The sequence below is a fragment of the Uniformispora flossi genome, from assembly GCF_049534875.1.
GTDB classification, from domain to species: domain Bacteria; phylum Actinomycetota; class Actinomycetes; order Streptomycetales; family Streptomycetaceae; genus Yinghuangia; species Yinghuangia aomiensis.
The window spans coordinates 227,615-252,968 of record NZ_JBMULZ010000003.1 but is presented as its reverse complement, the minus strand read 5'-3'; the positions used below and the strand labels follow the sequence as shown (position 1 = coordinate 252,968).

The window sequence follows — 25,354 nt, the reverse complement described above, 5'->3', positions numbered from 1 at the left end:
ACGCGCGCACGTGATCCCGGGGGCGGGTCTTCGGACCCGCCCCCGGGCGCGTCTTTCGGACAAACTCTCTACGCCTCGGCCTCGTCGGCCAACGCGCCCCACGACGCCTGTGCTTGCGCCTGCCACGCCCCGTGGAGCTCGGCGAAGACCGCCGCGGCGCGCTCGCCGATCCACTCGGCCGGCAGGAGTTCCGGCGGCAGCAGCGGGTCGAGGAACGGGAAGCGGCGCCATTCGTGCACCAGCCGGACCTGCGCCAGCACGACCTCGGGCCCGGACGCCGGGCGCATTCCCGCGAACCGGTCGAGGAAGCCCTCGTACTGGGCGGCGATCTCGGCCAAGTCCCAGGCCTGATCGACCATCGCACGCTGCGAGCCGATCCCGCCGTAGGCACCGCGGAACGAGAACGCCGTGGCGTCGAGCCCCAGTTCGCGGATGATGTCTTCGGCTTCGGGCCCGCGTTCGGCATGCGGGCTGATCCACATCCCGGGTGCGGGGCTGCCGAAGCCGGCCCAGGTGAGCCGGGTGCGCAGTTGGTGCCGCAGCTTGCGCTGCGTCTCGGGCACGGTCGCCATCAGGACGAGCCAGCGGCCGTCCCACGCGGGCCCAGGCACGCCGAAGGAGTAGATGCGTTCGGCGCCTTCGGTCAGCAGGTGGCGGCCGGGCGCGGTCAGGACCCAGCGCACCCGCCGTCCGCTGCGCTCGGAGGCGATCCAGCCGTCGGCGGCGGTGCGGGCGAGGGCTTGGCGCGCGGACTTCTCTTCGATGCCTAGGCCGTCGAGGGCTTTGAGGACGGTGGACGTCCAGACGGCGCCGCCGTGCGGGAGGACGTATTCGCCGAGCAGCGTCATCAGCAGGGAACGTGCGCTCGCCGCACCCACTTCCCGGCGGCGTGAGATCGCCGGCTGTGCCGGTCCCACCGCGTGCGTCATGACCTCCGCCTCCCGTCGGCCGCTTTCGGACCGCCGCCGAGTATCGCAGCCGCGATCGACTTCATACAGATGATTGACGTCACGACGATTTTCAGTAGAACATCGGAAACGCAGCACCACAGCACGCACGCACGCCCCCGAGGTTCCGTCGGCTGAGAGGCGCAGACATGGCACCGTCACCGGTCCGCTTCGACACGCATCCGGAGGCATACCGGCATTGGCGTCTGGAGGTGGCCGGCGGCACGGCGTACCTGACCCTGGACGTGGACGAACTCGGCGGTCTGGTACCGGGCTACGAGATGAAGCTCAACTCGTACGACCTCGGCGTCGACATCGAGCTGCACGACGCGCTGCAGCGGATCCGGTTCGAGCACCCGCAGGTCGGGGCCGTCGTGGTGGGCAGCGCCAAGGACAAGGTGTTCTGCGCGGGCGCCAACATCCGGATGCTCGCGCAGAGCGCGCACTCCTGGAAAGTGAACTTCTGCAAGTTCACCAACGAGACCCGCAATGGCATCGAGGACTCGTCCGCGCACTCGGGCCTCGCGTTCATCGCCGCGGTGAACGGCACCGCGGCCGGCGGCGGTTACGAACTCGCGCTGGCCTGCGACGAGATCGTCCTCGTCGACGACGGATCCTCGGCGGTGTCGCTGCCCGAGGTGCCGCTGCTGGGCGTGCTGCCGGGCACCGGCGGCCTGACCCGGGTCGTCGACAAGCGCGGCGTGCGCAAGGACCTCGCCGACGTGTTCGCCACCAAGGCCGACGGCGTGCGCGGCAAGACCGCGGTTGCCTGGAAGCTCGTCGACCGGACCGTGCCGCGCAGCCGGTTCGCGGAGGCGATCGCCGCCCGCGCCGCCGAAGCCGCCGCGGCGTCGCCGCGCGCGGCGTCGGGCCACACCGAGGGGGTCCGACTGACGCCGTTGCGGCGCACCGAGAGCGCCGACGGCTTCGCCTACACCCACGTCGCCGTGGACATCGACCGCGCCGCGCGTACGGCCACCCTCACCGTCGCCGCGCCGACCGCCCCCGTGCCGCCGGATGCCGCGGCGGCACAGCGCGAAGGCGATGCGTTCTGGCCGCTCGCGATGACGCGCGAACTCGACGACGCCATCCTGCACTTGCGGACCAACGAGAACGCCGTGGGCACATGGGTCCTTAGGACCGCGGGCGACGGCGACGCCGTGGCCGAGTACGACGCCTTCCTGGCCCGGAATGCCGACCACTGGCTCGTCAACGAGATCCGCCACTTCCTCAAGCGCACCCTCAAGCGCCTCGACGTCACCAGCCGGACGCTCGTCGCCCTGATCGAGCCCGGCAGCTGCTTCACCGGACCGCTCCTCGAACTCGCCCTCGCCGCCGACCGGCAGTACATGCTCGACGGCGTCTTCGAGGACGAGCCCGACGCCGAGCCCGCCGAACTCAGGTTGACGGAGGCGAACTTCGGTGCGTACCCGATGGGCAACGGACTGACCCGCCTGGAATCGCGCTTCCACGGCGAGCCGGGGCGCACCGCCGACCTGGCGGACTACGCCGGCAAGCCGATCACCGCCGCGGACGCCCTCGCCCTCGGCCTCGTCACGTTCGCGCCCGACGACATCGACTACGCCGACGAGGTCCGCATCGCCGTCGAGGAACGCGCCGCGCTCAGCCCCGACGCCCTCACCGGCCTGGAGGCGAACCACCGCTTCGTCGGCCCCGAAACGATCGAAACGAAGATCTTCGGCCGCCTCACCGCCTGGCAGAACTGGATCTTCAACCGCCCCAACGCCGTCGGTCCGGAAGGCGCCCTGCGCCGCTACGGCACCGGACAGCGCGCCGATTTCGACCCCGAACGGGTGTGATGCGCCGTGGGCCTCATCGACTACCGCGAACGGATTCCCAACAACGTCGGCCTTTCCGACGACCGGCGCCTGCAGCGCGCCCTGGAGTCGTGGCAGCCGAAGTTCCTGTCCTGGTGGGGCGAAATGGGCCCCGCACTGCCGACCCGGGACGTGTACCTGCGCACGGCCGTGTCGGTGCGGCGGGACGGCTGGGCGGACTTCGGCCACGTCGCACTGCCGGAGTACCGCTGGGGCATCTTCCTGTCCGAGCGGGCCGGCGACCGGACGATCGGATTCGGCCGCCACAAAGGGGAGCCCGCCTGGCAGCAGGTACCCGGCGAGCACCGTGCCGAACTGCAGCGGCTCATCGTCGTCCAGGGCGACACCGAGCCCGCATCCGTCGAACAGCAGCGGCACCTCGGCGCGACCGCGCCCAGCCTGTACGACCTGCGCAACCTCTTCCAGGTCAACGTAGAGGAGGGCCGCCACCTCTGGGCGATGGTGTACCTGCTGCACGCCTACTTCGGCCGGGACGGGCGCGAGGAGGCCGAGAGCCTGCTGCTGCGCAACTCCGGCAGCGAGGACGCGCCGCGCATCCTGGGCGCGTTCAACGAGCCGACGCCCGACTGGCTCGCGTTCTTCATGTTCACGTACTTCACCGACCGGGACGGCAAGTACCAGCTCGGCACGCTCAAGGAGAGCGCGTTCGACCCGCTGGCCCGCACCTGCGACTTCATGCTCAAAGAAGAAGCGCACCACATGATGGTCGGCACCACCGGCATCGACCGGGTGGTCGCCCGCACCGCCGAGCTGATGCGCGAGCACGACACCGACGACATCGCGCCGTACGGCGGCATCCCGCTCGGCGTCGTGCAGCGCTACCTCAACTTCCACTACAGCGTCTCGCTCGACCTCTTCGGCTCGGAGACGTCGACCAACGTGGCCAACTACTTCACCAACGGCCTCAAGGGACGCTGGCAGGAACAGCGCCGCAAGGACGACCACGTCCTGACCGAGGACCACGTCGCCGTCGACGCGGTCGTCGACGGGCGCATCGCCGCCGTCGAGTCCGCCGCCCTGGTCGCGCTCAACCACGACCTGCGCACCGAGTACACCGCCGACTGCCGGGGCGGCGTCACCCGCTGGAACCGTATCCTCGCCGACCACGGCGTGGACGCCGTCCTGACGCTGCCGCACCACGGCTTCAACCGCTCCGTCGGAGCCTTCGCGGCCCACCACGTCGCCCCCGACGGCACCCTGCTGTCCGCCGCCGCGTGGGAGGCCCGACGCGCTGCCTGGCTGCCGAGCGACGCGGACATGGCGTTCGTCGCCTCACTGATGCGGCCCGTGTACGAGCCCGGGCAAATCGCATCGTGGGTGGCGCCGCCGCGGCAGGGCATCAACGGCCACCCGTTCGCGTACGAGTACGTGCACCTCGCTTAGGCCGTGTCCGGGAGACCCCGACACCGGACACGACCCCACTCCCCCGGCCGCGTGCGCTGAGGAACCACGGCGTCCGCCTCGGCCTTCCCGTACGCGATCCGAAGGGGCCGCGATGCCACAGCCGTTCAACGCCGCCAGCTACCTGGTGGACCGTCAGATCAGCCGGGGACACGGCGGCCGCACAGCCGTAGCCGGCCCGCGGGGCACGCTCACCTACGCCGAACTCGGGTCCCGGGTGTGGCGCGCCGCTGCCGGGCTGCGGGCGATCGGGCTGCGGCCCGAGGAACGCGTCATGGTCTTCTCCGCCGACGGGCCCGAGATGCTGGTGATGCTCCTCGCCGCCATGCGCGCGGGTGCGGTGCCCGTCCCGGTGTCGACGATGTACCGGAGCGGCGAACTCGGCGAACTGCTGCGCGACTCGCGGGCCCGCTTCATGGTCGTCTCGGCGGACTTCGCGGAGACCGCGCAGGCGGCCGCCCGCGAAGCCCCCGACCTGGCCGGCGTCGTCGCGATCGACGACGCGGACGTGCGGCCCGGCCGCGGCACGCGCGTGACGTACGAGGAACTGCTGGGCCTCGGCGCCGGCGAAGACACCCGACCGGACGCCACCCACGACGACTCCCCCGCGCTGTGGCTCTACACGTCCGGCACCACCGGCACCCCCAAAGCCGCGATGCACCGGCACGCGAACATCCGGCAGGTGGTGGAGACCTACGGCACGCAGGTGCTGGGCGCGACCGCCGACGACCGGTGTTTCTCGGTCGCCAAGCTGTTCTTCGCCTACGGCCTCGGCAACGCGGCGTTCTTCCCCCTCGCCGCCGGTGCCACGGCCGTGCTGGACCCGGCGCGGCCGACCCCGGCCTCGGTGGCGGCGCGGCTGGCCGAAGACCGGCCGACGCTGTTCTTCGCCGGGCCGACGTTCTTCGCGGCGCTGCTGCACAGCCCGGACATCGACGACGACGCGTTCGCCCCGGTGCGGTTCGCGGTCTCGGCGGGCGAGGCGCTGCCCGCGGAGCTGTTCACCCGGTTCCGGGACCGGTTCGGCATCGAGATCGTCGACGGCATCGGGTCGACCGAGGCGCTGCACATCTTCCTGTCCAACCGGCCCGGGGCCGTGCGTCCGGGCACCACCGGGACCCCGGTGCCGGGCTACGAGCTGCAGCTGCGCACCGCCGACGGCCGGGAGGCCGCGGACGGCGAACCGGGCAACCTGTTCCTGCGCGGCCCCTCGCTCGCGACCGGCTACTGGGCGCGCACCGACACGTCGCGCGCGGTCTTCCAGGGCGACTGGCTGGCCACCGGGGACATCTACGTGCGGGACGCCGACGGCTACTACGCCTGCCTCGGCCGCGACAACGACATGATCAAGGCGGGCGGCATCTGGGTGTCGCCGTCCGAGGTCGAGGCGCGGCTGCTGAGCCACCCGGCGGTCGCCCAGGCGGCGGTCGTCGCGGCACCGGACGCGGACGGGCTCGACAAGCCGGTGGCGTGCGTGGTGGCGGCCCCCGGGCACGTGGTGGACGCCGAGGCGCTGGTGGCGCACTGCCGGGAAGGCCTGGCGGCGTTCAAGCGGCCCCGGCACGTGTTCGTGTTCGACGCGCTGCCGATGACGGCCACCGGGAAACTGCGCAGATACGTGCTGCGGAGTGTGGTCGCCGAGCGGTTGCGGGAGGAGGACAAGGGCAAGGAAGAAGCGGCAGCGGCAGCGGCCGCCGGGACCGTTCCCGAGGAGCAGAGCGCATGATCGACGGACATCTGCTGGTCGACGCCCACGTGCACGCGCCACGGCTGCCCACGCTGGCACCCGCCTGGCTGCGCTGGGCCCACGAGTTCGGGCACGGGCACGACTGGCCGGCGGTGTACGACGCCGACGGCACGGTCGTCCCGGAACTGCTGGACGCCCACTTCGCGGCACAGGGCGTCGACCATGCGGTGCTCCTGTGCGAATACAGCCCCAAGGCCACCGGGATCCAGCCGGTCGAGGACCTGCTGCCGATCGTGAAGCACAACCCGGCGCGGTTCCGGTTCCTGGCGAACGTGAACCCGCACCTGCACTACCCGATCGACGTCGAGGTCGAGCGGCAGGCGGAACTCGGCGCGGTCGGGCTCAAGCTGCACCCGGTGCACGCGGGGTTCTCGTGCGCCGATCCGATGCTGTACCCGGCCTACGCGGTGTGCCGGGAGCGCGGGCTGCCGGTGGTGGTGCACTGCGGGACCAGCACGTTCCCCGGCTCCACCAACGCGTTCGCGGATCCGACGCTGCTCGACCCGGTGCTCCGGGACTTCCCGGGGCTGACGGTGGTGCTCGCGCACGGCGGCCGCGGGTGGTGGTACGACGCCGCCGCGTCGATGGCGATGCTGCACCCCGGTGTGTGGATCGAACTGTCGGGCCTGCCGCCGAAGAAGCTGCCGGAGTACTACCGGCGCTTCGACTTCCGGCGGCTGGCCCGCACGTTCGTGTTCGCCACCGACTGGCCGGGCATGCCCGGGACGGCCGCGAACGCACTGGCGTTCGCGGAGACGGCACGAGCGGCCGGGGTGGACGACGAGACGGTGGCGGGCGTGTTGGGCGGCAATGCGGTGCGCGTGTACGGGCTGGGCTAAGGCGTGTCCTGGACGGTCTTCAGGAACTGCTGCATCTCGTCGCCCACCCGCTCGGCCTGTTCGACGATGACCAGGTGCGCCGCGTCCTCGATCACGGTGAGCGTCGCGCCCGGCACCCCGGCGGCGATCTCCTCGGCCAGGGGCAGCGGGGTCGACGGGTCGCGGTCGGCGGCCAGCACCAGGGTGGGCACCGCGATCCCGGCCAGGCGCTGCCGCACGTCGTACGCCGCAATGGCCTCGCAGCAGGCCGCGTAGCCGGCGGGCGGAGTCGCGCGCAGCATCGCCAGGGTGGCGGCGACGACGTCCGGCTCTCGCTCCGCGTACTCCGGCGTGTACCAGCGGCCGACCACCGTCTCGGCCACCGCGTCCATGCCGTCGGCGCGCACGAGGGCGGCGCGCTCGTGCCAGGGCTGCGGGTCGCCGAAGCAGGCCGCGCTGCTGCACACGACGAGCCGTTCGACGCGCTCGGGTGCCTCCAGGGCGAGCGTGAGGCCGAGGGCGCCGCCGAGCGAGATGCCCGCGTAGGCGAACCGGTCGATGCCGTCGGCGTCCAGCATCGCGAGGACGTCGGCGGCCAGGTCGGCCATCGTCGGCGACTCCGGCGGCAGCTGCGACTGCCCGTGGCCGCGGGCGGCGAAGCGGACGACGCGGTGCGTGGCGGCGAGTGCCGGGACGAGCCGGTCCCAGACGCGGCCGTCGGCGCCGAGCGGCGAGCCGAGGACGAGGACGGGGGCGTCGGCGGCTCCGGAGGCGGGGCCGTCGAAGCGGTGGTCGAGTACGGCGGTCATGCGTCACCCTCCGCGGGGGCCGGTTGGTGGGGAGTCGGTCGGACTGGACTCGGGCGGACTGGACTCGGGCGGAGTGGACTCGGGCGGGCCGGGGTTGACCGACACGGGGTTGGCCGAAACGGGGTTGGTCGGTGGGGATCCGGTCGTCGCGGACCGGGTCGGTACCGGTCGGGTCGTTGTGGGTCTGACGGGTCGTCAATAGCCTGGGCGCACCGTCCCGCCCACCCCGGAGGCTGCCATGAAGTACACGCTCCGCGCCGAGCCGATCGAGTTCGTGCAGACCGCGCCGCGCCGGCGGGCCTGGTCGGCGGACCTGCAAGCGTCGCCGAAGCAGGTGTTCGCGGCGCTCACCGACGACCCGGCGACCTGGCGGGGCTGGTTCCCGGGGCTGACCGGCGCGCACTGGCTCGCCGAGGCGCCGGACGCAGCCGAGGGCGCGCCGACGCACGGTGTGGGCGCGCGGCGCGAGATCCGCCTGGTCAAGCCGGTGGTGTTCCACGAGACGATCATGGCGTGGGAGGAACCGTCGCGGTGGGCCTACCGCGTCGACACGGCGACGGTGCCGATGGCGAACGCGCTGATCGAGGAGTGGACGATCGAGGAGCGTGGCACCGGTTCCCGGGTCACCTGGACGTTCGCGTGCGACCCGAAGGCGGTCATCTCGTTGACGCTGCGGTTCTCGCCGTGGTTCATGGGCAACACGTTCCGGCGCGCGATGAAGAACCTCGACCGGAAGCTGGCGCCGATCGCGGCGTGAGGCCCCCCGCGTCGGAGCTGTCCACGTTTCAGGGATATCCACACCCTGTGGACGACGACTAGAACGCGCAGGGCAGGTGCTTGACCCCGTTGATGAAGCTGGACCGCAGCCGCTGCGGCTCCCCCGCGACGCGGATGTTCGGGAGCCGCCCCAGCAGCTCGCGGAACATCACGGTGATCTCGCGCCGAGCGAGATGCGCACCGAGGCAGAAGTGCGGGCCGGGGCCGCCGTACCCGACGTGCGGGTTCGGGTCCCGGGTGATGTCGAACCGGTCGGGGTCCGGGAAGACCGCCGCGTCGCGGTTGGCCGACCAGTAGTACATCAGCAGCTTGTCGCCCTCGCTGATCGCCTGCCCGGCCAGCTCGGTGTCGCGGGTCGCGGTGCGGCGCATCCACACGACCGGGGAGGCGAGGCGGACGATCTCCTCGACCGCGGTCGGCGCGTGCCGCTCGAAGTCGCTCAGCCACAGGGCACGTTGGTCGGGGTTGTCGGTGAGCAGCCGGAGCCCGTGCGAGATCGCGTTGCGGGTTGTCTCGTTGCCCGCCACCACCAGCAGGATGAAGAACGACGCGAGTTCCTCGGCGGTGAGCTGCTCGCCGTCGATGTTGGCGTTGACCAGCGCGGAGATGACGTCGTCGGCCGGATGGCCGATCCGGTAGGTGCCCAACTCGGTGAGGAGATTCGCGAGTTCGCCGCCCGCGGTGAGCAGGACGGTGATGTGGTCGGCGTCCTCGGGCACGTACTCGGGGTCCGCGATGCCGATGATGGTGTTGGTCCGGTCGAGGACGAAGTCGTAGTCCTTCTCCGGGATTCCCATCATGTCGCAGATGACCTTGAGCGGCAGGCGGGCGGCGACGTCGGTGACGAAGTCGCATTCACCGCGGTCGGCGACCTCGCCGACGATCCGTGCGGCGGCCTTCTCCACGTCCTGCTCGAACTTCTTGATCATGCGCGGCGTGAACGTCCGCGACACGATGCGGCGCAGCCGGTGGTGCCGTGGGTCGTCCATCTCGATCATCGAGCCGAAGAACTCGGCGAACGCGGTGGGGAAGTCCGGGATGTGCGTGGCGCCTTGACCGGAACAGAATTCCTCCGGCCGGCGGCTGACCTCGACCACGTCGGCGTGCCGGGTCACCGCCCAGAAGCCGGGGCCCGCCGGCAGCGGCGACACCGGCTCCGGGTAGTACGGCAGCGGCCATTCGGTACGCAGCCGCTCGAACGCGCGGGCCCGGTCCTCGTAGGGGCCGGCCCAGAACTCCATGTCGGACACGTTCACCCAGTCGGGGGCTGCTTTGCCTCGGGGAGTGCTGTTGCCGACCGCCATGCCCTGCCCCCGTCGCGTCGGAGTCGTCGGGGGCCAGGAAACCACGAACGCGGGGAGAGTAACCAGGTGTCGTCCACGGGCGGGGTGGCATTACCCCAGCCTGTGAGGTCACTGGCGTGTCAGGCCGACCAGCATCGCCGACCAGGCGGCGGCCGGGAAGGTGAGGTGGGGGCCGGCAGCACGCTTGCTGTCCCGGACGTCGGCGTGGGCGCTGCCGAAGCGGCTCTCGACACAGTCGCCGTTCTGGTTGCTGTACGTCGACTTGATCCAGCGGGCGGATGTTTCGGACATGGCGGTTTCCTAGACGGTCGAGAGCTGATCGGCAAGACGAGCAACAAGAGCTTCGGACTTCGCGGGGCTCAAGGCAATGCCTCGAATCTCATCGAAGATCCTGCGGTAGTGCGCCGTGTCACGCGCGTCTTCCAGGTACGCGTGCGACGTGAGGCTCTCCACGCTCACGACCGGCAGTTGTGGCGCATCGGGAAAGCTGTAAATGGAGAACGGCAGCATGCCGCCGGGGAATCCGGGCGTGCTGAAGGGGAGCACTTGCAGCGTCACGTTCGGCATGCGGCCGATCTCCACAAGCCGTGCGAGTTGGCCTGCGAGGACCTGCGGGCCACCCCACTGCTGTCGCAGCGCCGCTTCGCCCAGGACGACCCACATGTCGACCGGCGGCGGCTCGCTACGGGTGAGGATGAACTGCCGTTCCATGCGCACGCGGAGCCTGACTCGTCGATCTTGGTCCAGACGGCCTGTCCGGCCGCCCTGGATCACCGCGGTCGCAAATGCCTCCGTCTGAAGCAGGCCAGGCACGATGCCGGGTTGGAACAGCGAGCACGTGGCGATCTCGGATTCGAGTCCGATCAAGTCCAGCAGGTCGGGCGTGAGTTGCTCGCTGGGCCATGACGGGTCGATGTTGCGCACCCCTCGACCTCGCCGACCCTCGCGCGCCAAAGCGAGCCACCCTGCTTGGTCCTGAGGGTCGGTCACGCCGTAGCGCGCCAGAAGGGCCCGCAGCTCGACCGGCCTGACGCCGCTTTGCGCCGACTCGATGCGGCTGATCTTCGCCGGGTGGCATTCCAAGACCGCAGCGGCGTCCTCCAAGAGCAAGTCGAGCCGTTCGCGCATCAACCGCAGATTCGTGCCCAGCACGCGCTTGCGGATCGTCCGACGGTGCTCGTTGGCCACGGCATCCCCCACCTCGGTCCTCGCCATCGCACGCATCGTATCGACGACTTCGCCCTGCAAGGCGAGTTGAAGTGTTTGACTTGCAGCTTGGATTGATTTGCGCCCATGCTACAGACAGCAACGAGTCGAGCACTCACCGCTGATCACGGTTGGCGGTTGTCCGAACTTGGGGGTGTGGCATGGCCACAGCGCATACGGAGGCTTTGTTCGCGGCTGCGGCGGCGAGTGTGAAGCACGCTCGCGGGTGGGCGAGGGTGTGGCTGGTCGAGCAGAAAGTCCCTGAAGATGTGCGGGACTCGGTGGTCCTCTGCCGCTCCGAGATCCTCACCAACGCGGTCCGGCACCAGGGTTCCGGCGAAATCGTGGCCGCTCGCCTTGTCCGCTTCGACGACGCCGCTGCGGTGTCCGTCGAGGACTCGGGTGACGTCTTCCTCGAACATGCCGTGCCTGTTGCGGAATTCGCCGAAGGCGGGCGCGGGCTGGCGGTCGTCCGGGCGGTCTCCGCACAGTGGGGCGTCCAGCCGCGGGCCGGCGGCAAGGTGGTGTGGTGCGAAGTCGCGCGGCCTCACGAACCGAGCCCCACCGACCTCATCAACTCACGCAACGCAAAGTAGCTTTCCACAAAGCCATTCCAGGAATCACGAACGCAGCAGGGCAGCCGGGCGCCGTCCACGGACAGGCACAGCCCGGCTCCCCGCCTCGCCTCACGATGTCGGTGCGCCGCCGTTCAGTTGCCACGTCTGGCCGGTGATCCACTCCGCTTCGCGGGAGGCGAGGAACACGCAGGCGGCGCCGATGTCTTCGGGGCGGCCGAGGCGGCCGACCGGGATGCCCTTGGCCATCTCGGTGGTCACCGAGGCGGTGCGGCCGCTCGCGGCCGGGTCCATCAGGCCGAGAGCGAGGGTATTGGCGGTGATGCCGTCCCGGGCGTTCTCCATGGCCAGGTGGCGGGTGAAGGCGATCGCGCCGCCCTTGGCCGCGCCGTACAGGGAGATGCCGAAACTCGCGCCGGTGATGCCGGCGCCGGAGGCGATGGTGATGATGCGGCCGTGGCGGCGGGCGCACATCCCGTCCAGGACGGCACGTGTCGTGTTCATGACGCCGAACAGGTTGACGTCGGCAAACCGCTGCCAGTCGGCGGGCTCGGTGTCGCGGAACTTCGTCGGGCGGAAGCCCTCGGCCCCGCCGTTGCCCGCGTTGTTGACGAGGATGTCGAACGGTGCGACCCGGCGTTCGAACGCGCGCACCTCGGAGGCGACCGCGGTGCGGTCGGTGACGTCGAAGGGCAGCGCGTACGCGGTCCCGCCCGCCTCGGTGATGGACGCCACAGTCTCCGCGGCGCGTTCCGCCACGATGTCGTTGACCGCGACCACCGCGCCCTGCCGGGCGAGCGCAACGGCGATCCCGGTGCCCACGCCCTGTCCCGCGCCGGTGACCAGCGCCGTCCTGCCGTCCAGCTCGAACATGCGAACCTCCTGTTCCGGGGCGGAGCCAACCACCCCCTCCCGCCGGAGTCAATGGTGGAGTCAATCAAGTAAATGAATTGCGCCGGACCGTTTCGGCAGTGCGCGCGCCGTGGTCTTCGCACGTAGACTTCGCGGCACACCGGACGGCCGCGTACGGTGTCCCGGTCCCCACCGACCTTCCCGCGCCGCGTAGGCGGCCCGAGACGGTCCCCGATCCGCATGCGGGAGTGAGCGTTCCCTTGCCGCCGGACGAGCAGAACACCCCCGACACGCTGGCCGCGCAGCGCGAGGTCCAGAGCGCTGTGGAACGGCTGCTGCGCCTTCAGCAGAGCCGCAAGGTGCACGGCGAGCTGATGACGGCCGCCCGCGCGCAGATCTCCCAGCCCGCCGTGCTGCTGCTGTCCCGCCTGCAGAGCGACGGCGGCCTCACCATCGGCGAACTCGCCCGGCGCACCCACATGGACATGTCGCTGGTCAGCCGCGAGCTGCGCAAACTGGAGGCCGAGTCCCTGGTCACCCGCGCGACGGACGCCAACGACGGCCGGGTCACCCGGGTCGGGCTGACACCGAAGGGCCGCGGCATCGTGCGGCGGCTACGCAACGTACGCGACCGGCACTTGTTCGAGGTGCTGTCGCACTGGTCGGCCGAGGAGCTGACCGCGCTGGGGTCGCTGATGGGACGTTTCGTCGACGATTTGCAGGCGGTGCGCTACCGCGACGACGCGGAGGCCGAGGGCAAGTAGGCGCGTTGCCGGACGTAAGTGGATGGCAGACCGGCGTGTCCCCAGGCCGCCCCGTGCCCACCGAAGCCCGCACGCCCGTTCGGCGAACCCCGCGAGCCGAGTCTGCCCAGCCTCGCCGCGCGCGGTCCGGGCGCGGTCCGGGCCGCCGCCCTGGACCGCCTCCCCGGAGCTCGCCCACGCGTCCGTCGAACCGCGCGCCCGGCACCGCCGCGCCCGCTCAGCCCTGAGCCTGCGCCGCGGCCGCCCCGCCCGGCCGATCACCCGCCCGGCACGGCCGAACCCCGTCCGGCCCCACAGGTGCTCCCCGACCCCACACGGCCGATCACCGCACGCCGCCCTGCCCCCGGCGACCCCGCCCTCTCCCCCCGGCACCGCCGAACCCGCTCGGCCCCGAGCCTGTTCCCCGGCTGCCCCGCCCGGTCGATCACACGCCTGGCGCAGCCGAACCTCGTTCGGCCCGACACATGCTCTCCGACCGCCCCGGGCGGCCGATCACCGCACACCGCCCTGCCCGCGGTCACCCGTCCCCTCGGCAGTTCCGCGCGGCCGGCCGCAGCACACCCGCCCAGCCCGCGGTCACCCCGCCCTCTCGCCGCCCGCCCCCAGCAGCCCCGCCACCGCCCCGACCGCAGCCGACGCGTCCGGACCCTGGCCGCGCACGGTGAGCGTCGTGCCCGCCCGCGCAGCGAGCCCGAGCAATTCGAGGACGCTCGCGGCGTGGACGATACGGCCGTCCGGCGCCGCCACGACGACCTCGGCCCGGTATCCCGCGGCGGCCCGCACGAGGGCGGCAGCAGGGCGCGCGTGGAGGTCGGCACCGAGCACCACCACCGCCTCGGCCGACTCGTCCGCGCCGCCCCGGGCCCGCCCCCTCACCCGCGCGTCCACCGCCGCCTCAGCCGATTCCCCGTCGCGCGCCGCCGGTCGGCCGCCCGCGGACTCGGGCACGCGCGTCCCGGCACCCGCTCCGGCCCCCGCCTCCGTTTCGACGTGTGCCGGTGCGTCCGAGTCCGCCTCGGCCGGCGCCTCCGCCCCGGCATCCCCCGCCTCAGAACTTGCGGACATTGCGGGCCCCTTCGGCGGCCGCCACGACCGTCTCCAGGTTCGCGCCGGACGCGGCCGCCACAGCGGCGGCGACCGCGCCCTCGACGAACGGCGCGTCCGCCAGCCGCACGTGCCCCATCGGCTCTTCGTCGAGCAGTGCCTGCACGGTCAGCACCGCGCTGCCCAGGTCCGGGATCACCACCACGCCGCTGCCCTGGTCGGCGTCGAGCAGCGCGGCCCGCACCCGGTGCACCGACGTGCCCAGCCCGCCCACCTGGTCGCCCGCGGCGAGCGCCACCACGACCTCGTCGCCGCCCAGCTGCGCCAGCAGCTCGTGCACGCCCGCGGCGAGGGTGCCACTGTGCGAAACCAGGACGATTCCTACGAGATTGCCCATGATCGGGCATGCTACGAGAGATCACGCGCGGCGTCATGACGCCGCGCATGCCGGGACACAACCGTCCGCGGAAAACGATCCGGACCGACGAGAGAGGGGCGAAGGAAGCCGGTGAAGAAGTTCCTGAACGCGCCGGAGACCGCCGTCGACGACGCCTTGGCCGGACTGGCCGCCGCGCACCCCGAGCTGGCCGTCGACCGCGCCCTGCGCGTCGTCGCGCGCGCGTCCGGCGCCCGGCCCGGCAAGGTCGGCCTGGTGTCCGGCGGCGGATCCGGGCACGAACCGCTGCACACCGGCTTCGTCGGCCCCGGCATGCTGGACGCGGCGTGCGCGGGCGAGATCTTCTCGTCACCGACCCCGGACCGGATCCTCGCGGCGACCCGCGCGGCGGCGGCGGGCGCGGGCGTCGTGCACATCGTGAAGAACTACACGGGCGACAACCTCAACTTCGACATGGCCGCCGAACTCGCCCGCGAGGAAGGCATCGAGGTCGCGAAGGTGACCGTGGCCGACGACGTCGCCGTCGAGGACGCCGGCACCGCGGGCCGCCGCGGCACCGGTGCGGCGCTCATCGTCGAGAAGACCGCGGGAGCCCGCGCCGAAGAGGGCGCGGACCTGGCGGCGGTGGTCGCCGTGGCCCGGCAGGCCGCCGAGTCGTCGCGCTCGTACGCGGTCGCCCTCACTGCGGGCACCGTCCCGACGACCGGCCGCCCGAGCTTCGAACTCCCCGACGACCTGGTCGAATCCGGCGTCGGCATCCACGGCGAACCCGGCCGGAGCCGGGCGCCGCTGCGACCCGCCCGCGACCTCGCCGCGGCGATCGCCGACGCCGTGCTCGCCGACCTGCCGCGCCGCAACGAACCGGTGATCGCCCTGGTCAACGGCCTGGGCGCGACCCCGCTGATGGAGTTGTACGTGGTTTACGGCCACGTCGCCGAGGAACTCGCCCACCGCGGTATCGCCATCGCACGCAACCTGGTCGGGACCTACGTGACCAGCCTCGACACGGCCGGCGTGTCGCTCACGCTGTGCCGCGCCGACCCGGCGCTCCTGCGGCTGTGGGACGCTCCCGTGCGCACCCCGGCATTGCGCTGGGGCTGAACGAGAACCGCCGGAGGACCACCGTGGGAGAACTCGACACCGCCGCCGTGCTGGTGTGGATGCACGCCGCCACCGCGGCCGTCGCCGCACACGAGGCCGAACTCACCGCTCTCGACACGGCCATCGGCGACGGCGACCACGGCACGAACCTGAGACGCGGCTTCGCGGCGGCCTCGCTCGCCGCCGAGGACGCCGCCGCGGCAGGCACCGACCCGGGCCCGTTCCTGATCGCCGTCGGCGGCGCGCTGATCTCCAGCGTGGGCGGCGCCGCCGGACCGCTGTACGGCACGGTGCTGCGGACCGCGGGCAAGGCCCTCGAGGGTCCGACGGCCGACACCGCGGCGCTGGCGGTGGCCCTCGGCGCGGGGCTGGACGCGCTGCGCCGCCTGGGCGGCGCGGAGGTCGGCGACAAGACGATGGTCGACGCCTTCGCCCCCGCGGTCGACGCCCTGCGCGGCGCGGGCGACCTCCCGCTGGCCGAGGCGGCCCGCCTGGCGGCCGACGCCGCCGAAGAGGGCATGCGCTCGACCACCCCGCTCCGGGCCCGCAAGGGCCGCGCGTCCTACCTCGGCGACCGCAGCATCGGCCACCAGGACCCGGGCGCGACCTCGACGGCGCTGGTGTTCCGCGCACTGGCGGAGTCCCTGACGACGACGGTGACGACGTGAGGGGCAGGAAAGACGGGAAGGACGGGAAGAACGGGAAGGACCGGGAAGGCTGCGGAGAACCGGGACGGGAAGGCCCGGTCGACGGCGACCGGCACCCGGAGGCCGACGCGGACGACGCCCCCGGCCGGGCGACCCATGAGACCCCTGCCGCGGCCGGGTCGTGCCCGCCCGGCGATGCCCCGGACGGCACCCGGGCCGCCGTGCCCGGCGCGGACACCCCGGACCCCGGCGCGGCCACCCCGCGGCCCGCGCACGCCCCCGGTATCCCCGGCGCGCCCGGCATCGCGGTCGGGTGGGCCGTGTCCGTGGACCGACCCGGTCGGGCGGACGGGCGGGGGGCGGGCCGCAGCGACCCGACCGCCGCGACCTCCGACGCGCCCGTGGACCACACCGTCCCCGAAGCCGCCGCGCCCGCGCCCAGCCACGTGCCCCCGGCCGACTTCGCCCGACCTTCCCCCGACCCCCGCTCGGTGCCCGAGCGGCAGCCCGGCGACTCCGCCGCCGACGCCCTCCGGGCCGTCTCCGACGAGCTGGCCGCCCTCGCCGAACACCTCCGCGCCGACGGTCAGTCCGCCGAGTCCGACATCGTCTCCGTCGCCGCTCTCATCGCCACCGATCCCGCGCTGCGCACGCTTGCCGGCGAGCTGGTCGACGGCGGCCTCACCGCCGCCGAAGCCGTCGTCGCGGCGGCGAACCGGCATGCCGACGCGCTCGCCGCGCTGGGGGACCCGCTGTTCGCCGACCGAGCCGCCGACGTACGGCATATCGGGCGTCGCGCAGCCGCAATTCTGGCCGGAAACGATCGCCGCGAGCCCGCCGGCGACCTCGTCCTCCTCGGCGACGAACTCGCCGCCGCCGACCTCCTCGCACCCGGCCGCTCTCCCGTCGCCGCCGTTTCCGTGCGCGGCGGGCCGACCGGGCATCTCGCCGTGGTGGCACGCGCGTTGGGCATCCCGCTGGTGCTCGGCGTCGCGCCGGAGGTCCTCCGCGGCGCGGACGCGCACCGGGTACTCGTCGACGGGGACCGCGGGTCGGTCGCCGTGGACCCCGACGTCGCGGACATCGTGCCGCGGTTCCCGGTGCCCGACGAGCACACGCAACCGCTCCCGCCCCGCCCCACCCACACCCGCGACGGGCACCGCATCCTCGTGGGCGCCAACGTCGGCAGTCACCGCGAGGCGCTCGCCGCCCGCCAGTACGGGGCCGAGTACGTCGGCCTGCTGCGAACCGAACTCCCGTTCCTCGGCACCGACCACTGGCCGGACTCCGACGAACACACCGCCGCCCTGGTGCCGTTGCTGCGCGACGGCCCCGAAGGGCCGGTCGTCGTGCGTACCCTCGACTTCGCGGCGGACAAGCGCCCCGGATTCGCCGCCGACGACCCGGCGGCCTGCCGGTCGGACGACGTGCTGCGCGCCCAGTTCGCGGGGATCCTCGCCGCCGGGGCGACGACCGCGCACCCCGTGCGGATCCTGCTGCCGATGGTGGCCGACGCGGCGGACTTCGCACACTGCCGCCGCCTGCTCGCCGACACCTGCCGCACCGCCGGGACCCGCGAACCGCCGCTCGGCGCGATGGTCGAACGGGAGAGCGCCGTGGCCGACGCGGAAGCGCTCGCCGAGGCCGCCGACTTCCTGTCCGTCGGCACCAACGACCTGACCCCGGCCCTGATCGGCCTGGCGCGCCACGACCCGCGGCTGGTCCCCGCCATGGCGGGGACGCCGACGGTGCTGCGCGCCCTCCAGCGCGTCGTCGCCGCCGGGCACGCGCACGACCGGAAAGTGTCCGTGTGCGGGGACGCGGCCGCCGAACCGAGCGTGCTGCCGCTGCTCGTCGGGCTCGGCGTGGACGCGGTTTCGGTCGCCCCGCCCGCGCTCGCCGCGGTGCGTACTCAGATCGCCGGACTCGACGTCACCCGCTGCGCGGAATCGGCCCGCCGCCGCCTCGCCACGAACCACTGACCGCACCGCACACCCCGGCAAGACGCGCGGGCAGCCGTCGGACCACGCGCGAGTGGTCTCCGGTTGAGCGCCCCCGACCGGGCGACGGCCCCCGGCCCGGCCGGGGTCGGGCGGGGTCCGGGCCGCCGGACGAACCGGCCGATCGCGAGCCGGTCTTCCCCTTCTCCGGGGCTTACCGCGTCGGGTCGAACAGCACCTTCAGGCAGCCGTCGGTCCGGTCCGCGAACGCCTCGTAACCCGCCGCCGCCTCGGTGAGCGGCAGGCGGTGGGTGAACACGTCGACCGGCTTGAGACGGCCGTAGCGGATCAGCGGGATCAGCTCCGGCCACGTGGCGGCGACCGGGGCGGTCGTGAAGCGCAGCGTGACGTTGCGGATCAGCAGCAGCGGCGCGGCGATCGGGAAGGCGAAGTTCGCGTTGACGCCGACCACGGAGACCGTGTGCGAGGTCCGCACCGCGTTGATCGCAGCGGTCATGGTGGCGTCGTGGCCGACCGCTTCGATGACCGAGTCGGCACCCAGGCCGCCGGTCAGCGCGAGGACCTGCTGGGCGATGTCGCCCTTCGACGCGTCGATCGGCTCCGCGCCGAGCGCCTCGGCCATCGCGAGGCGCTCCGGGACGCGGTCCGCGGCCAGCACCCGGCCGGCGCCGAGCACCTGCGCCGACTGCAGCGCGTACAGGCCGACCGGGCCGAGGCCGATCACCAGCACGGTCGCGCCGGGGCGGATGTCGGCGCGGGACGCGGCGGTCCAGCCGGTCGGCAGCGCGTCGGTGAGCAGCACGGCGTTGTCGACCGAGATGTCGTCCGGGATCGGCATGAGCGCCATGTCCGCAACCGGTATCTCCACCGCCTCGGCGTGCCCGCCGGGCAGGTCGGGGCCGCTGCCGAGGACCCGCAGGCCGCCGCCGGTGCAGTCGATGCCGTTGCCCGCGTGGCAGCCCGCGCACTTGCCGCAGCCGAACACCGGCGAGACCAGCACCCGGTCGCCGGCCTTGACGCGGGAGACCGCGCTGCCGGTCTCCAGCACGGTGCCGACCACCTCGTGCCCGGGGCGCAGCCCGCTGACCGCGAAGTCGCCTTCGTAGAAGTGCAGGTCGGAGCCGCACAGCGCACTCGCGGTGACCTGCACGATCGCGCCGTCCGGGCCGCTGAGGACCGGATCGTCGACCTTCTCGACGCTGACGTCGCGAGTACCGTTGATGACGACAGCGCGCATGGGCCGTCCCTCCCGAAAACCGTCCCGAAATCCGTGCAGTAACACTGTTACAGAGCTGCTCGTGAATCTAACCCACCGCCCGCTCCGATGGCAGGGCCGCGGCGTGACCTTCGTCCCACCCGCGGCCGCCCGGTACGGCGCGATCGCTAGCGTGTCGGCCATGTCGATCGCTCACGCGCTGCGGGCCCGCGGCCGCCGGGCGTTGTCGAAGGCCGTGCACCGGGGCTGGCAGGCCGTCCAGAAGGCGGGTGCGGTCACCCCCGAGACCCCCGGGCTCCTCGACTTCGCGGCCCTCGGGCCCAAGAGCAAGCTGATGTTCCCGACCGGCACGATCTTCGGCGAACGCAACATCCGCATCGGCGCGGACTGCGGCATCGGCGACCACGTGAGCCTGTCCGCGGGCCTCGCCCCCGGGCACGACCTCGGCAGCCGCGCGATCGTCACCATCGGCGACCGCTGCACGATCGGCCGCGGCAGCCACATCGTCGGCCACCACTCCATCTCCATCGGCGACGACGTGTGGACCGGGCCGTACGTCTACATCACCGACCAGAACCACAGCTATGCCGACCCGGACCGCCCGATCGGCCTGCAGTGGCCGGTCAACGACGCGGTCGTGATCGGCGACGGCAGCTGGCTCGGCGCCGGCGCCATCGTGCTGCCCGGCGCCAAGCTCGGCCGCAACGTCGTGGTGGCCGCCGGGTCGGTGGTCCGCGGCACCATCCCCGACCACAGCGTGATCGCGGGCGTCCCGGCGAAGATCGTCCGCCGCTACGACCCGGCCACCGGCTGGGATCCGCCGCTGCGCAGCGTGCCCGTGGAAATCCCCGAGGGCATGACGCACGAGCAACTCGTGGCGCTCATCGACGAGATGGAGAGCCGCGCGGCGGACTGACCGCCGCGCGGCACACCGTCGCGGGTCCGACGCGCTGGTGTTACGCGGTCAGACCGCTCAGCCGCAGCCGCAAGCTGAGGTTGTCGAGGATCGAGACGACCTGGCCGAGCGCCCAGCCGGGCGTGGTCCAGTCGCCGTCCAGGAGCGACAGCGAGACGCTGCCGTTCGCCAGCGCGGTGGTGTCCGCGTTGCCGACCGCCTCGCTCTGGTCCGGGCTGAGGCCCAGGGCGATGCGGTAGCAGGTGGCGCACTGGTCGGGCGCGGGCACGTACTGCGACTCGACGGCCTGCGCGCGGCCGACGTTGGTCAGCGCGACCTTGCCGCTCGGGTGCACCGGGTAGTTCGCGTTGATGGTGGCGTGGCCGGGCATCAGCCCGCCCTTCGCCGGCGCGGTGGCGACGAGGCGTTCGACGAGCTTGACGGTGAACCCGACGGCCTGCGGGATCTGCGGGAACGGGTTCTTCGGGTTCGTCACGTCGTATTCGGCGCTCACCGCGATCGACGGGACGCCGAACTCGGCCGCGGTGATCGCCGCGCCAACCGTCCCCGAGTGGTTCGTGGTCGCGGCGATGTTCTGGCCCGCGTTGATGCCGGTGATCACCAGGTCCGGCTTCTTGCCCGCGAACACGTTCTTCAGGCCGAAGCCGACCGAGTCGGCCGGGGTGCCCTCGACCGACCAGATGCCCGGCTCGGTCTGCTGGGCCTTGAACACCGCACCCGGCGAGGCGTTGATGCCGGTGCCCTTGCCGGACTGGTCGGTCGCCGGGGCGACGATGACCGCGTTGTGGCCCGCGGCCTTGAGCGCGCCCTGCAGCGCGCGGATGAACGGGAACTGGTACCCGTCGTCGTTGCTGAGCATGATGTCGAGCCGCTTCGGCGGCTCCGCGGCGTTCGTCGCCGCGACCGCGGTCGGGGCGGCGGTCCCCACCACCGCGGCGCCGACGGCGAGAGCCGCCAGGAACCTTCTGGCTCGCGTACCGATCCGTGCCATGTTTCCGGCCTCCAGGAAGAAACCAAAAATCCGGGCCGGACACGAGATCCGGCCTGGTCTTCGTGGTGCGGCGGCAACCCGGTGGACGGTACGGGCAGCGCAGAAAAGCGCGTGCGAAATCCCCCATGCGGGCGGCGCGTGACGCGAACCGACCGGTGGGAAGGGAAACTAAGGTCATCGGCCGGACAAATCAATGCCCCGCGCGGTGCTGTTCGTGCGGGACGCGGCCCGCACCGGCGGCAGGCGGTGCGTCAGGCCGCGGGATACCGCTTCACCCAGTGCGTCTCCGGCCCGTCGGCGCCGTGCAGGGCCGCCGCCTGGGTCATCTCCATCGCGAAATCGTCGGCCAACTGCAGGATCGTGCCCCGGCCTTCGAGTTCGGCGACCAGGTCGGCGGGCAGCGCCGTCTCGCCGTGCATGGCGCCGAGCAGGTTGCCGCAGATCGACCCGGTCGAGTCGCTGTCGCCGGAGTGGTTGACCGCGAGCAGCAGCCCCGACCGCACGTCGGGCGCGACCAGCGTGCAGTACAAGCCGATGGCCAGCGCCTCTTCGGCGGTCCAGCCCTGGCCGAGCTCCTCGACGCGGCCGGAGTCCGGCGTACCCGCGCGCACCATGCGCAAAGCCGCCTCGACCGCGACGACGGTCTCCTCGTGCCCGTCGTACGCCGCCGCGAGTTCCAGGGCCTGCTGGACGCCCTGCTCGACGGTGGCGCCCTGCATGACCGCGTGCACGACCACCGCGAACACCCCGGCGGACAAGTAGCCGGTCGGGTGGCCGTGCGTCAACACCGCGCACTCCACCGCGAGTTGGAAGACCAGCTCGGGGTTCCAGCCGACCAGCAGGCCGAACGGCGCGGACCGCATGACCGCGCCGCAGCCCTTGGAGTCGACGTTCTTGGGCTTGTCGAGCGTGCCCATCACCCCGTCGTCGAGGCCGCGCAGGCAAGCGTGGCCCGGCGCGCGGGAGCTGTAGAGCCACTCCTCGCGCACCAGCCAGCCCTCGTCGCGGCGTTCGTCGGGGCCCCACTCGCTCTGCGTCGCCTTCCAGCGCAGATACGCGCGGTGCACGTCGGTCGGCGGATGCCAGGTCCCTTCGTCCCGCCGGACGTGCGCGCGTATCAGCCCCTCGACGGTGAACAGCGTCATCTGGGTGTCGTCGGTGATCGCCCCGCGCCGGTGGTACGCGGTGACGAACCCGGTGACACCCTCGGCCCCGTGCTGCGCGCGTATCTCGTCGAGGGCGAGAAACTCGATGCCCGCGCCGAGCGCGTCGCCGACCGCCCCGCCGACCAGGCAGCCGCGGACGCGGCTGCGGAAGTCCTGCTGCTGTTCCCGCGACCACAGCGCGGCCATGCGTGTCCCCCCCTGCTCCGGCAGTACGGTGCCCGCGTCGGCAGCGTACCCACACGGGAGCCGCTGCCGTCCGCTTACTGACGATCTGTCAGATTCGGGTTCCGGATTCCGGTCAGCCGAGGATCGGCAGCATGATCTTCTCCACCTCGTCGTCGTGCCGCCGGGCCACTTCCCGCCGCTCTTCGCTGACTTCGCCGTAGGTCGTGGTGCGCTGGCGCGCCCGGCGGCCGAGCGAGGCCGCCATCGACTCGAGTTCGGCGATCGACTTGCGCGACCCGTTGTCCGCGCCCGCCATGCGGGAGATCGTCTCCTCCATGAGCGTGCCGCCCATGTCGTTGGCGCCGCCTTCGAGCATCAGGTTCGTGCCGTCGACCCCGAGCTTGACCCAGCTGGTCTGGATGTTGGAGATCTTGCCGTGCAGCAGGATCCGCGCCATCGCGTGCACGGCGCGATTGTCGCGCAGCGTCGGGCCCGGACGGGCGATGCCCGCCAGGTAGACCGGCGCGTTGGTGTGCACGAACGGCAGCGTCACGAACTCCGTGAAGCCGCCGGTCTGATCCTGGATGCGGCCGAGCAGCCGCAGGTGGGCGAGCCAGTGCGCGGGCGTGTCGACGTGGCCGTACATCATCGTCGAGCTGGAGCGGATGCCCACCTCGTGGGCGGTGCTGACGACCTCGACCCAGGTCGCCGCGGGCAGCTTGCCCTTGGTGAGGATCCACCGCACGTCGTCGTCGAGGATCTCCGCCGCCGTGCCCGGAATCGTGTCGAGGCCCGCTTCCTTCGCGGCCAGCAGCCACTCGCGGATCGACAGGCCCGTACGGGTCGCGCCGTTCACGACCTCCATCGGCGAGAACGCGTGCACGTGCATCTCCGGCACGCGCTTCTTCACCTCGCGCGCGATGTCGAAGTACGCGGTGCCCGGCAGGTCGGGGTGGATGCCGCCCTGCATGCACACCTCGGTCGCGCCGACCGCCCACGCCTGCTCGGCGCGCTCGCCGACCTGGTCGAGGGACAGCGTGTAGGCGTCGGCGTCGGTGCGGCGCTGCGCGAAGGCACAGAACCGGCAGCCGGTGTAGCAGACGTTGGTGAAGTTGATGTTCCGGTTGACGATGTACGTGATGTCGTCGCCGACCGCCTCGCGCCGCAAGTCGTCGGCGATCCTGGCGAGTTCGTCCATGGCCGGGCCATCCGCGTGGAAAAGCGCGAGCGCCTGGTCGTCGGTGAGCAGCGTCGGGTCGGCGGCGGCCTGCGCGAGCGCGGCCTTGACGTCGCCGTCGATGCGCTCGGGCGCCTTTCCGTCGCGGCCGTAGACGGCCTGGCCGCGCAGTTCGTCCCAGTCGCCGTAGACCTCGTCGAAGTCGTCGCGGCGGTCGGAGGTGCGGCCGGTGGTGTCGATGGTGACGTGCAGGTCGGTGCGGCCGGAGGCGGTGAACACGTCCTCGGGCTCCTGCCACGGCAGGCCTTCGGGGTTGCGGCCCTCGACGGCCAGGCCGTCGGCGTCGGCCAGCGCGCGCACGTGCGGGATGACGCGCGGGTCCAGCCACGGCTCGCCGCGCTGGATGAACTCCGGGTAGATCGTCAGGCGTTCGCGCAGCGTGAAGCCGGATTCCGCGGTCTTCTCAGCGAGTTCGTCGATGTGCGGCCACGGGCGCTCGGGGTTGACGTGGTCCGGGGTGAGCGGCGAGACGCCGCCCCAGTCGTCGATGCCGGCCCGGATCATCAGCGCGAACTCGTCGCCGACCAGGTTCGGCGGAGCCTGCACGCGCGCCTTGGGGCCGAGCACGATGCGGGTGACCGCGATCGCCGCGGCGAGTTCCTGGAGGTCCGCGTCGGCGACCGACCGCATCGCGGTGTCCGGCTTGGCGCGGAAGTTCTGCACGATGACTTCCTGGATGCCGCCGTACTGGCGGTGCACCTTGCGCAGCGCGAACACCGATTCGGCGCGCTCGGCCATCGTCTCGCCGATGCCGATGAGGATGCCGGTGGTGAACGGGACGTTGGACCGCCCCGCGTCCTCCAGCACCCGCAGCCGCACGGCGGGTTCCTTGTCCGGCGAGCCGTGGTGCGGGCCGCCCGGCTCGGACCACAGCCGCGTCGCGGTGGTCTCCAGCATCATGCCCATCGACGGGCTGACCGGCTTGAGCCGCTGCAGGTCGGTCCACGACAGCACGCCCGGGTTGAGGTGCGGCAGCAGTCCGGTCTCCTCGAGCACGCGGATCGCCATCGCGCGGACGTACGAGAGCGTGTCGTCGTAGCCGTGCGCGTCGAGCCACTCGCGGGCCTCCGGCCAGCGGTCCTCGGGCCGGTCGCCGAGCGTGAAGAGGGCTTCCTTGCAGCCCATCGCGGCGCCCTCGCGGGCGATCTTCAGCACCTCGTCGGGAGTGAGGAACAGCGAATGCCCGTCGCGCTTCAGCTTGCCGGGGACGGTCACGAACGTGCAGTAATGGCACTTGTCGCGGCACAGGCGCGTCAGCGGAATGAACACCTTGCGGGAGTACGTGATGACCCCCGTCCGCCCGACCGCGTCCAGACCGGCATCACGCACCCGCGCCGCCGACCCGCACAGGTCGTCGAGGTCGGCGCCCTTCGCGTGCAGCAGCACCTCGGCTTCGGCGACGTCCAGCATGACCCCGTCACGGGCACGGCGCAGGGCGCGCCGCATCGCGTTCT

Annotated in this window: 23 protein-coding genes; 11 read left to right on the top strand and 12 right to left on the bottom strand. The window is 72.4% G+C overall.

All coding sequences use genetic code 11. From position 1 onward, the window contains the following. Positions 1-68: 68 nt before the first annotated feature. Positions 69-929, bottom strand: a complete 861-nt coding sequence (locus ACPA54_RS08300) for a PaaX family transcriptional regulator (protein WP_423528027.1) — start codon at positions 927-929, stop codon at positions 69-71. Positions 930-1,096: 167 nt separating this feature from the next. On the opposite strand from ACPA54_RS08300, the gene boxC reads away from it, so the two are divergent. The 4 genes from boxC to ACPA54_RS08280 all read left to right on the top strand — a co-directional run bounded on the left by boxC (position 1,097) and on the right by ACPA54_RS08280 (position 6,793). After that, on the top strand, positions 1,097-2,767 hold the full coding sequence (gene boxC / locus ACPA54_RS08295; RefSeq protein ID WP_423528026.1) for a 2,3-epoxybenzoyl-CoA dihydrolase: 1,671 nt from the start codon (positions 1,097-1,099) through the stop codon (positions 2,765-2,767). Positions 2,768-2,773: 6 nt separating this feature from the next. Beyond that, positions 2,774-4,189, top strand: a complete 1,416-nt coding sequence (gene boxB / locus ACPA54_RS08290) for a benzoyl-CoA 2,3-epoxidase subunit BoxB (protein ID WP_423528025.1) — start codon at positions 2,774-2,776, stop codon at positions 4,187-4,189. 112 nt (positions 4,190-4,301) lie between these two features. Then, positions 4,302-5,933 (top strand): benzoate-CoA ligase family protein, encoded by a 1,632-nt coding sequence (locus ACPA54_RS08285; RefSeq protein WP_423528024.1) that lies wholly within the window; start codon positions 4,302-4,304, stop codon positions 5,931-5,933. Then, a complete protein-coding gene (locus ACPA54_RS08280; RefSeq protein ID WP_423528023.1) occupies positions 5,930-6,793 on the top strand; it encodes an amidohydrolase family protein in 864 nt (287 codons plus the stop codon). The genes ACPA54_RS08285 and ACPA54_RS08280 overlap by 4 nt, the downstream gene beginning before the upstream one ends. Here the strand turns inward: ACPA54_RS08280 and pcaD are convergent. After that, complete coding sequence (gene pcaD / locus ACPA54_RS08275) at positions 6,790-7,581, bottom strand: 3-oxoadipate enol-lactonase (protein ID WP_423528022.1); 792 nt, start codon at positions 7,579-7,581, stop codon at positions 6,790-6,792. The genes ACPA54_RS08280 and pcaD overlap by 4 nt on opposite strands. Positions 7,582-7,819: 238 nt before the next feature. Here pcaD and ACPA54_RS08270 point away from each other — a divergent pair, with 238 nt between their 5' ends. Next, positions 7,820-8,338: an SRPBCC family protein gene (locus ACPA54_RS08270; protein ID WP_423528021.1), complete on the top strand. Its 519-nt coding sequence runs from the start codon at positions 7,820-7,822 to the stop codon at positions 8,336-8,338. 58 nt (positions 8,339-8,396) lie between these two features. On the opposite strand, the gene ACPA54_RS08265 is transcribed toward ACPA54_RS08270, so the two are convergent. From ACPA54_RS08265 to ACPA54_RS08255, 3 genes are all read right to left on the bottom strand, one after another. Next, on the bottom strand, positions 8,397-9,662 hold the full coding sequence (locus tag ACPA54_RS08265; RefSeq protein ID WP_423528020.1) for a cytochrome P450: 1,266 nt from the start codon (positions 9,660-9,662) through the stop codon (positions 8,397-8,399). A 108-nt stretch (positions 9,663-9,770) separates the two neighbouring features. Then, positions 9,771-9,953, bottom strand: coding sequence for a DUF397 domain-containing protein (locus tag ACPA54_RS08260; RefSeq protein WP_423528019.1), 183 nt, complete (start codon positions 9,951-9,953; stop codon positions 9,771-9,773). Between the two features lie 9 nt (positions 9,954-9,962). Beyond that, the gene (locus tag ACPA54_RS08255) at positions 9,963-10,877 is read right to left on the bottom strand and encodes a helix-turn-helix domain-containing protein (RefSeq protein WP_423528018.1); all 915 of its coding nucleotides are present in this window, start codon (positions 10,875-10,877) and stop codon (positions 9,963-9,965) included. A gap of 152 nt (positions 10,878-11,029) precedes the next feature. On the opposite strand from ACPA54_RS08255, the gene ACPA54_RS08250 reads away from it, so the two are divergent. Continuing rightward, positions 11,030-11,464: an ATP-binding protein gene (locus ACPA54_RS08250; RefSeq protein WP_423528017.1), complete on the top strand. Its 435-nt coding sequence runs from the start codon at positions 11,030-11,032 to the stop codon at positions 11,462-11,464. A gap of 90 nt (positions 11,465-11,554) precedes the next feature. Here ACPA54_RS08250 and ACPA54_RS08245 read toward each other — a convergent pair whose 3' ends face one another. Continuing rightward, entirely contained in the window at positions 11,555-12,316 is a 762-nt protein-coding gene (locus ACPA54_RS08245) for an SDR family NAD(P)-dependent oxidoreductase (RefSeq protein ID WP_423528016.1), read from the bottom strand. A 227-nt stretch (positions 12,317-12,543) separates the two neighbouring features. On the opposite strand from ACPA54_RS08245, the gene ACPA54_RS08240 reads away from it, so the two are divergent. Continuing rightward, positions 12,544-13,059, top strand: a complete 516-nt coding sequence (locus tag ACPA54_RS08240) for a MarR family winged helix-turn-helix transcriptional regulator (protein WP_423528015.1) — start codon at positions 12,544-12,546, stop codon at positions 13,057-13,059. 576 nt (positions 13,060-13,635) lie between these two features. On the opposite strand, the gene ACPA54_RS08235 is transcribed toward ACPA54_RS08240, so the two are convergent. Further along, positions 13,636-14,124, bottom strand: coding sequence for an HPr family phosphocarrier protein (locus ACPA54_RS08235; protein WP_423528014.1), 489 nt, complete (start codon positions 14,122-14,124; stop codon positions 13,636-13,638). Further along, entirely contained in the window at positions 14,108-14,500 is a 393-nt protein-coding gene (gene dhaM / locus ACPA54_RS08230) for a dihydroxyacetone kinase phosphoryl donor subunit DhaM (protein ID WP_345678487.1), read from the bottom strand. The genes ACPA54_RS08235 and dhaM overlap by 17 nt, the downstream gene beginning before the upstream one ends. A 111-nt stretch (positions 14,501-14,611) precedes the next feature. On the opposite strand from dhaM, the gene dhaK reads away from it, so the two are divergent. From dhaK to ACPA54_RS08215, 3 genes are read left to right on the top strand one after another with little or no spacing between them, the layout of a single operon-like run. Further along, positions 14,612-15,601 carry a dihydroxyacetone kinase subunit DhaK gene (gene dhaK / locus ACPA54_RS08225; RefSeq protein WP_423528013.1) on the top strand — a complete coding sequence of 330 codons (990 nt, stop codon included), beginning with the start codon at positions 14,612-14,614 and terminating at the stop codon, positions 15,599-15,601. 59 nt (positions 15,602-15,660) lie between these two features. Beyond that, positions 15,661-16,269 carry a dihydroxyacetone kinase subunit DhaL gene (gene dhaL, locus ACPA54_RS08220; protein WP_423528302.1) on the top strand — a complete coding sequence of 203 codons (609 nt, stop codon included), beginning with the start codon at positions 15,661-15,663 and terminating at the stop codon, positions 16,267-16,269. Continuing rightward, a complete protein-coding gene (locus tag ACPA54_RS08215) occupies positions 16,266-18,230 on the top strand; it encodes a putative PEP-binding protein (protein ID WP_423528012.1) in 1,965 nt (654 codons plus the stop codon). Before dhaL ends, ACPA54_RS08215 begins: the two co-directional genes overlap by 4 nt. Before the next feature lie 172 nt (positions 18,231-18,402). Here the strand turns inward: ACPA54_RS08215 and ACPA54_RS08210 are convergent, their stop codons facing one another. Continuing rightward, complete coding sequence (locus tag ACPA54_RS08210) at positions 18,403-19,446, bottom strand: zinc-binding dehydrogenase (RefSeq protein ID WP_423528011.1); 1,044 nt, start codon at positions 19,444-19,446, stop codon at positions 18,403-18,405. 160 nt (positions 19,447-19,606) lie between these two features. Here ACPA54_RS08210 and ACPA54_RS08205 point away from each other — a divergent pair, with 160 nt between their 5' ends. Next, positions 19,607-20,341: an acyltransferase gene (locus ACPA54_RS08205; RefSeq protein ID WP_423528010.1), complete on the top strand. Its 735-nt coding sequence runs from the start codon at positions 19,607-19,609 to the stop codon at positions 20,339-20,341. Positions 20,342-20,381: 40 nt separating this feature from the next. Here the strand turns inward: ACPA54_RS08205 and surE are convergent, their stop codons facing one another. The 3 genes from surE to ACPA54_RS08190 all read right to left on the bottom strand — a co-directional run bounded on the left by surE (position 20,382) and on the right by ACPA54_RS08190 (position 25,346). Further along, complete coding sequence (gene surE / locus ACPA54_RS08200; protein WP_423528009.1) at positions 20,382-21,332, bottom strand: 5'/3'-nucleotidase SurE; 951 nt, start codon at positions 21,330-21,332, stop codon at positions 20,382-20,384. Between the two features lie 251 nt (positions 21,333-21,583). Beyond that, the gene (locus ACPA54_RS08195; RefSeq protein WP_423528008.1) at positions 21,584-22,684 is read right to left on the bottom strand and encodes an ADP-ribosylglycohydrolase family protein; all 1,101 of its coding nucleotides are present in this window, start codon (positions 22,682-22,684) and stop codon (positions 21,584-21,586) included. A 112-nt stretch (positions 22,685-22,796) separates the two neighbouring features. Beyond that, positions 22,797-25,346 (bottom strand): bifunctional FO biosynthesis protein CofGH, encoded by a 2,550-nt coding sequence (locus ACPA54_RS08190; RefSeq protein WP_423528301.1) that lies wholly within the window; start codon positions 25,344-25,346, stop codon positions 22,797-22,799. Between the last annotated feature and the right edge of the window lie 8 nt (positions 25,347-25,354).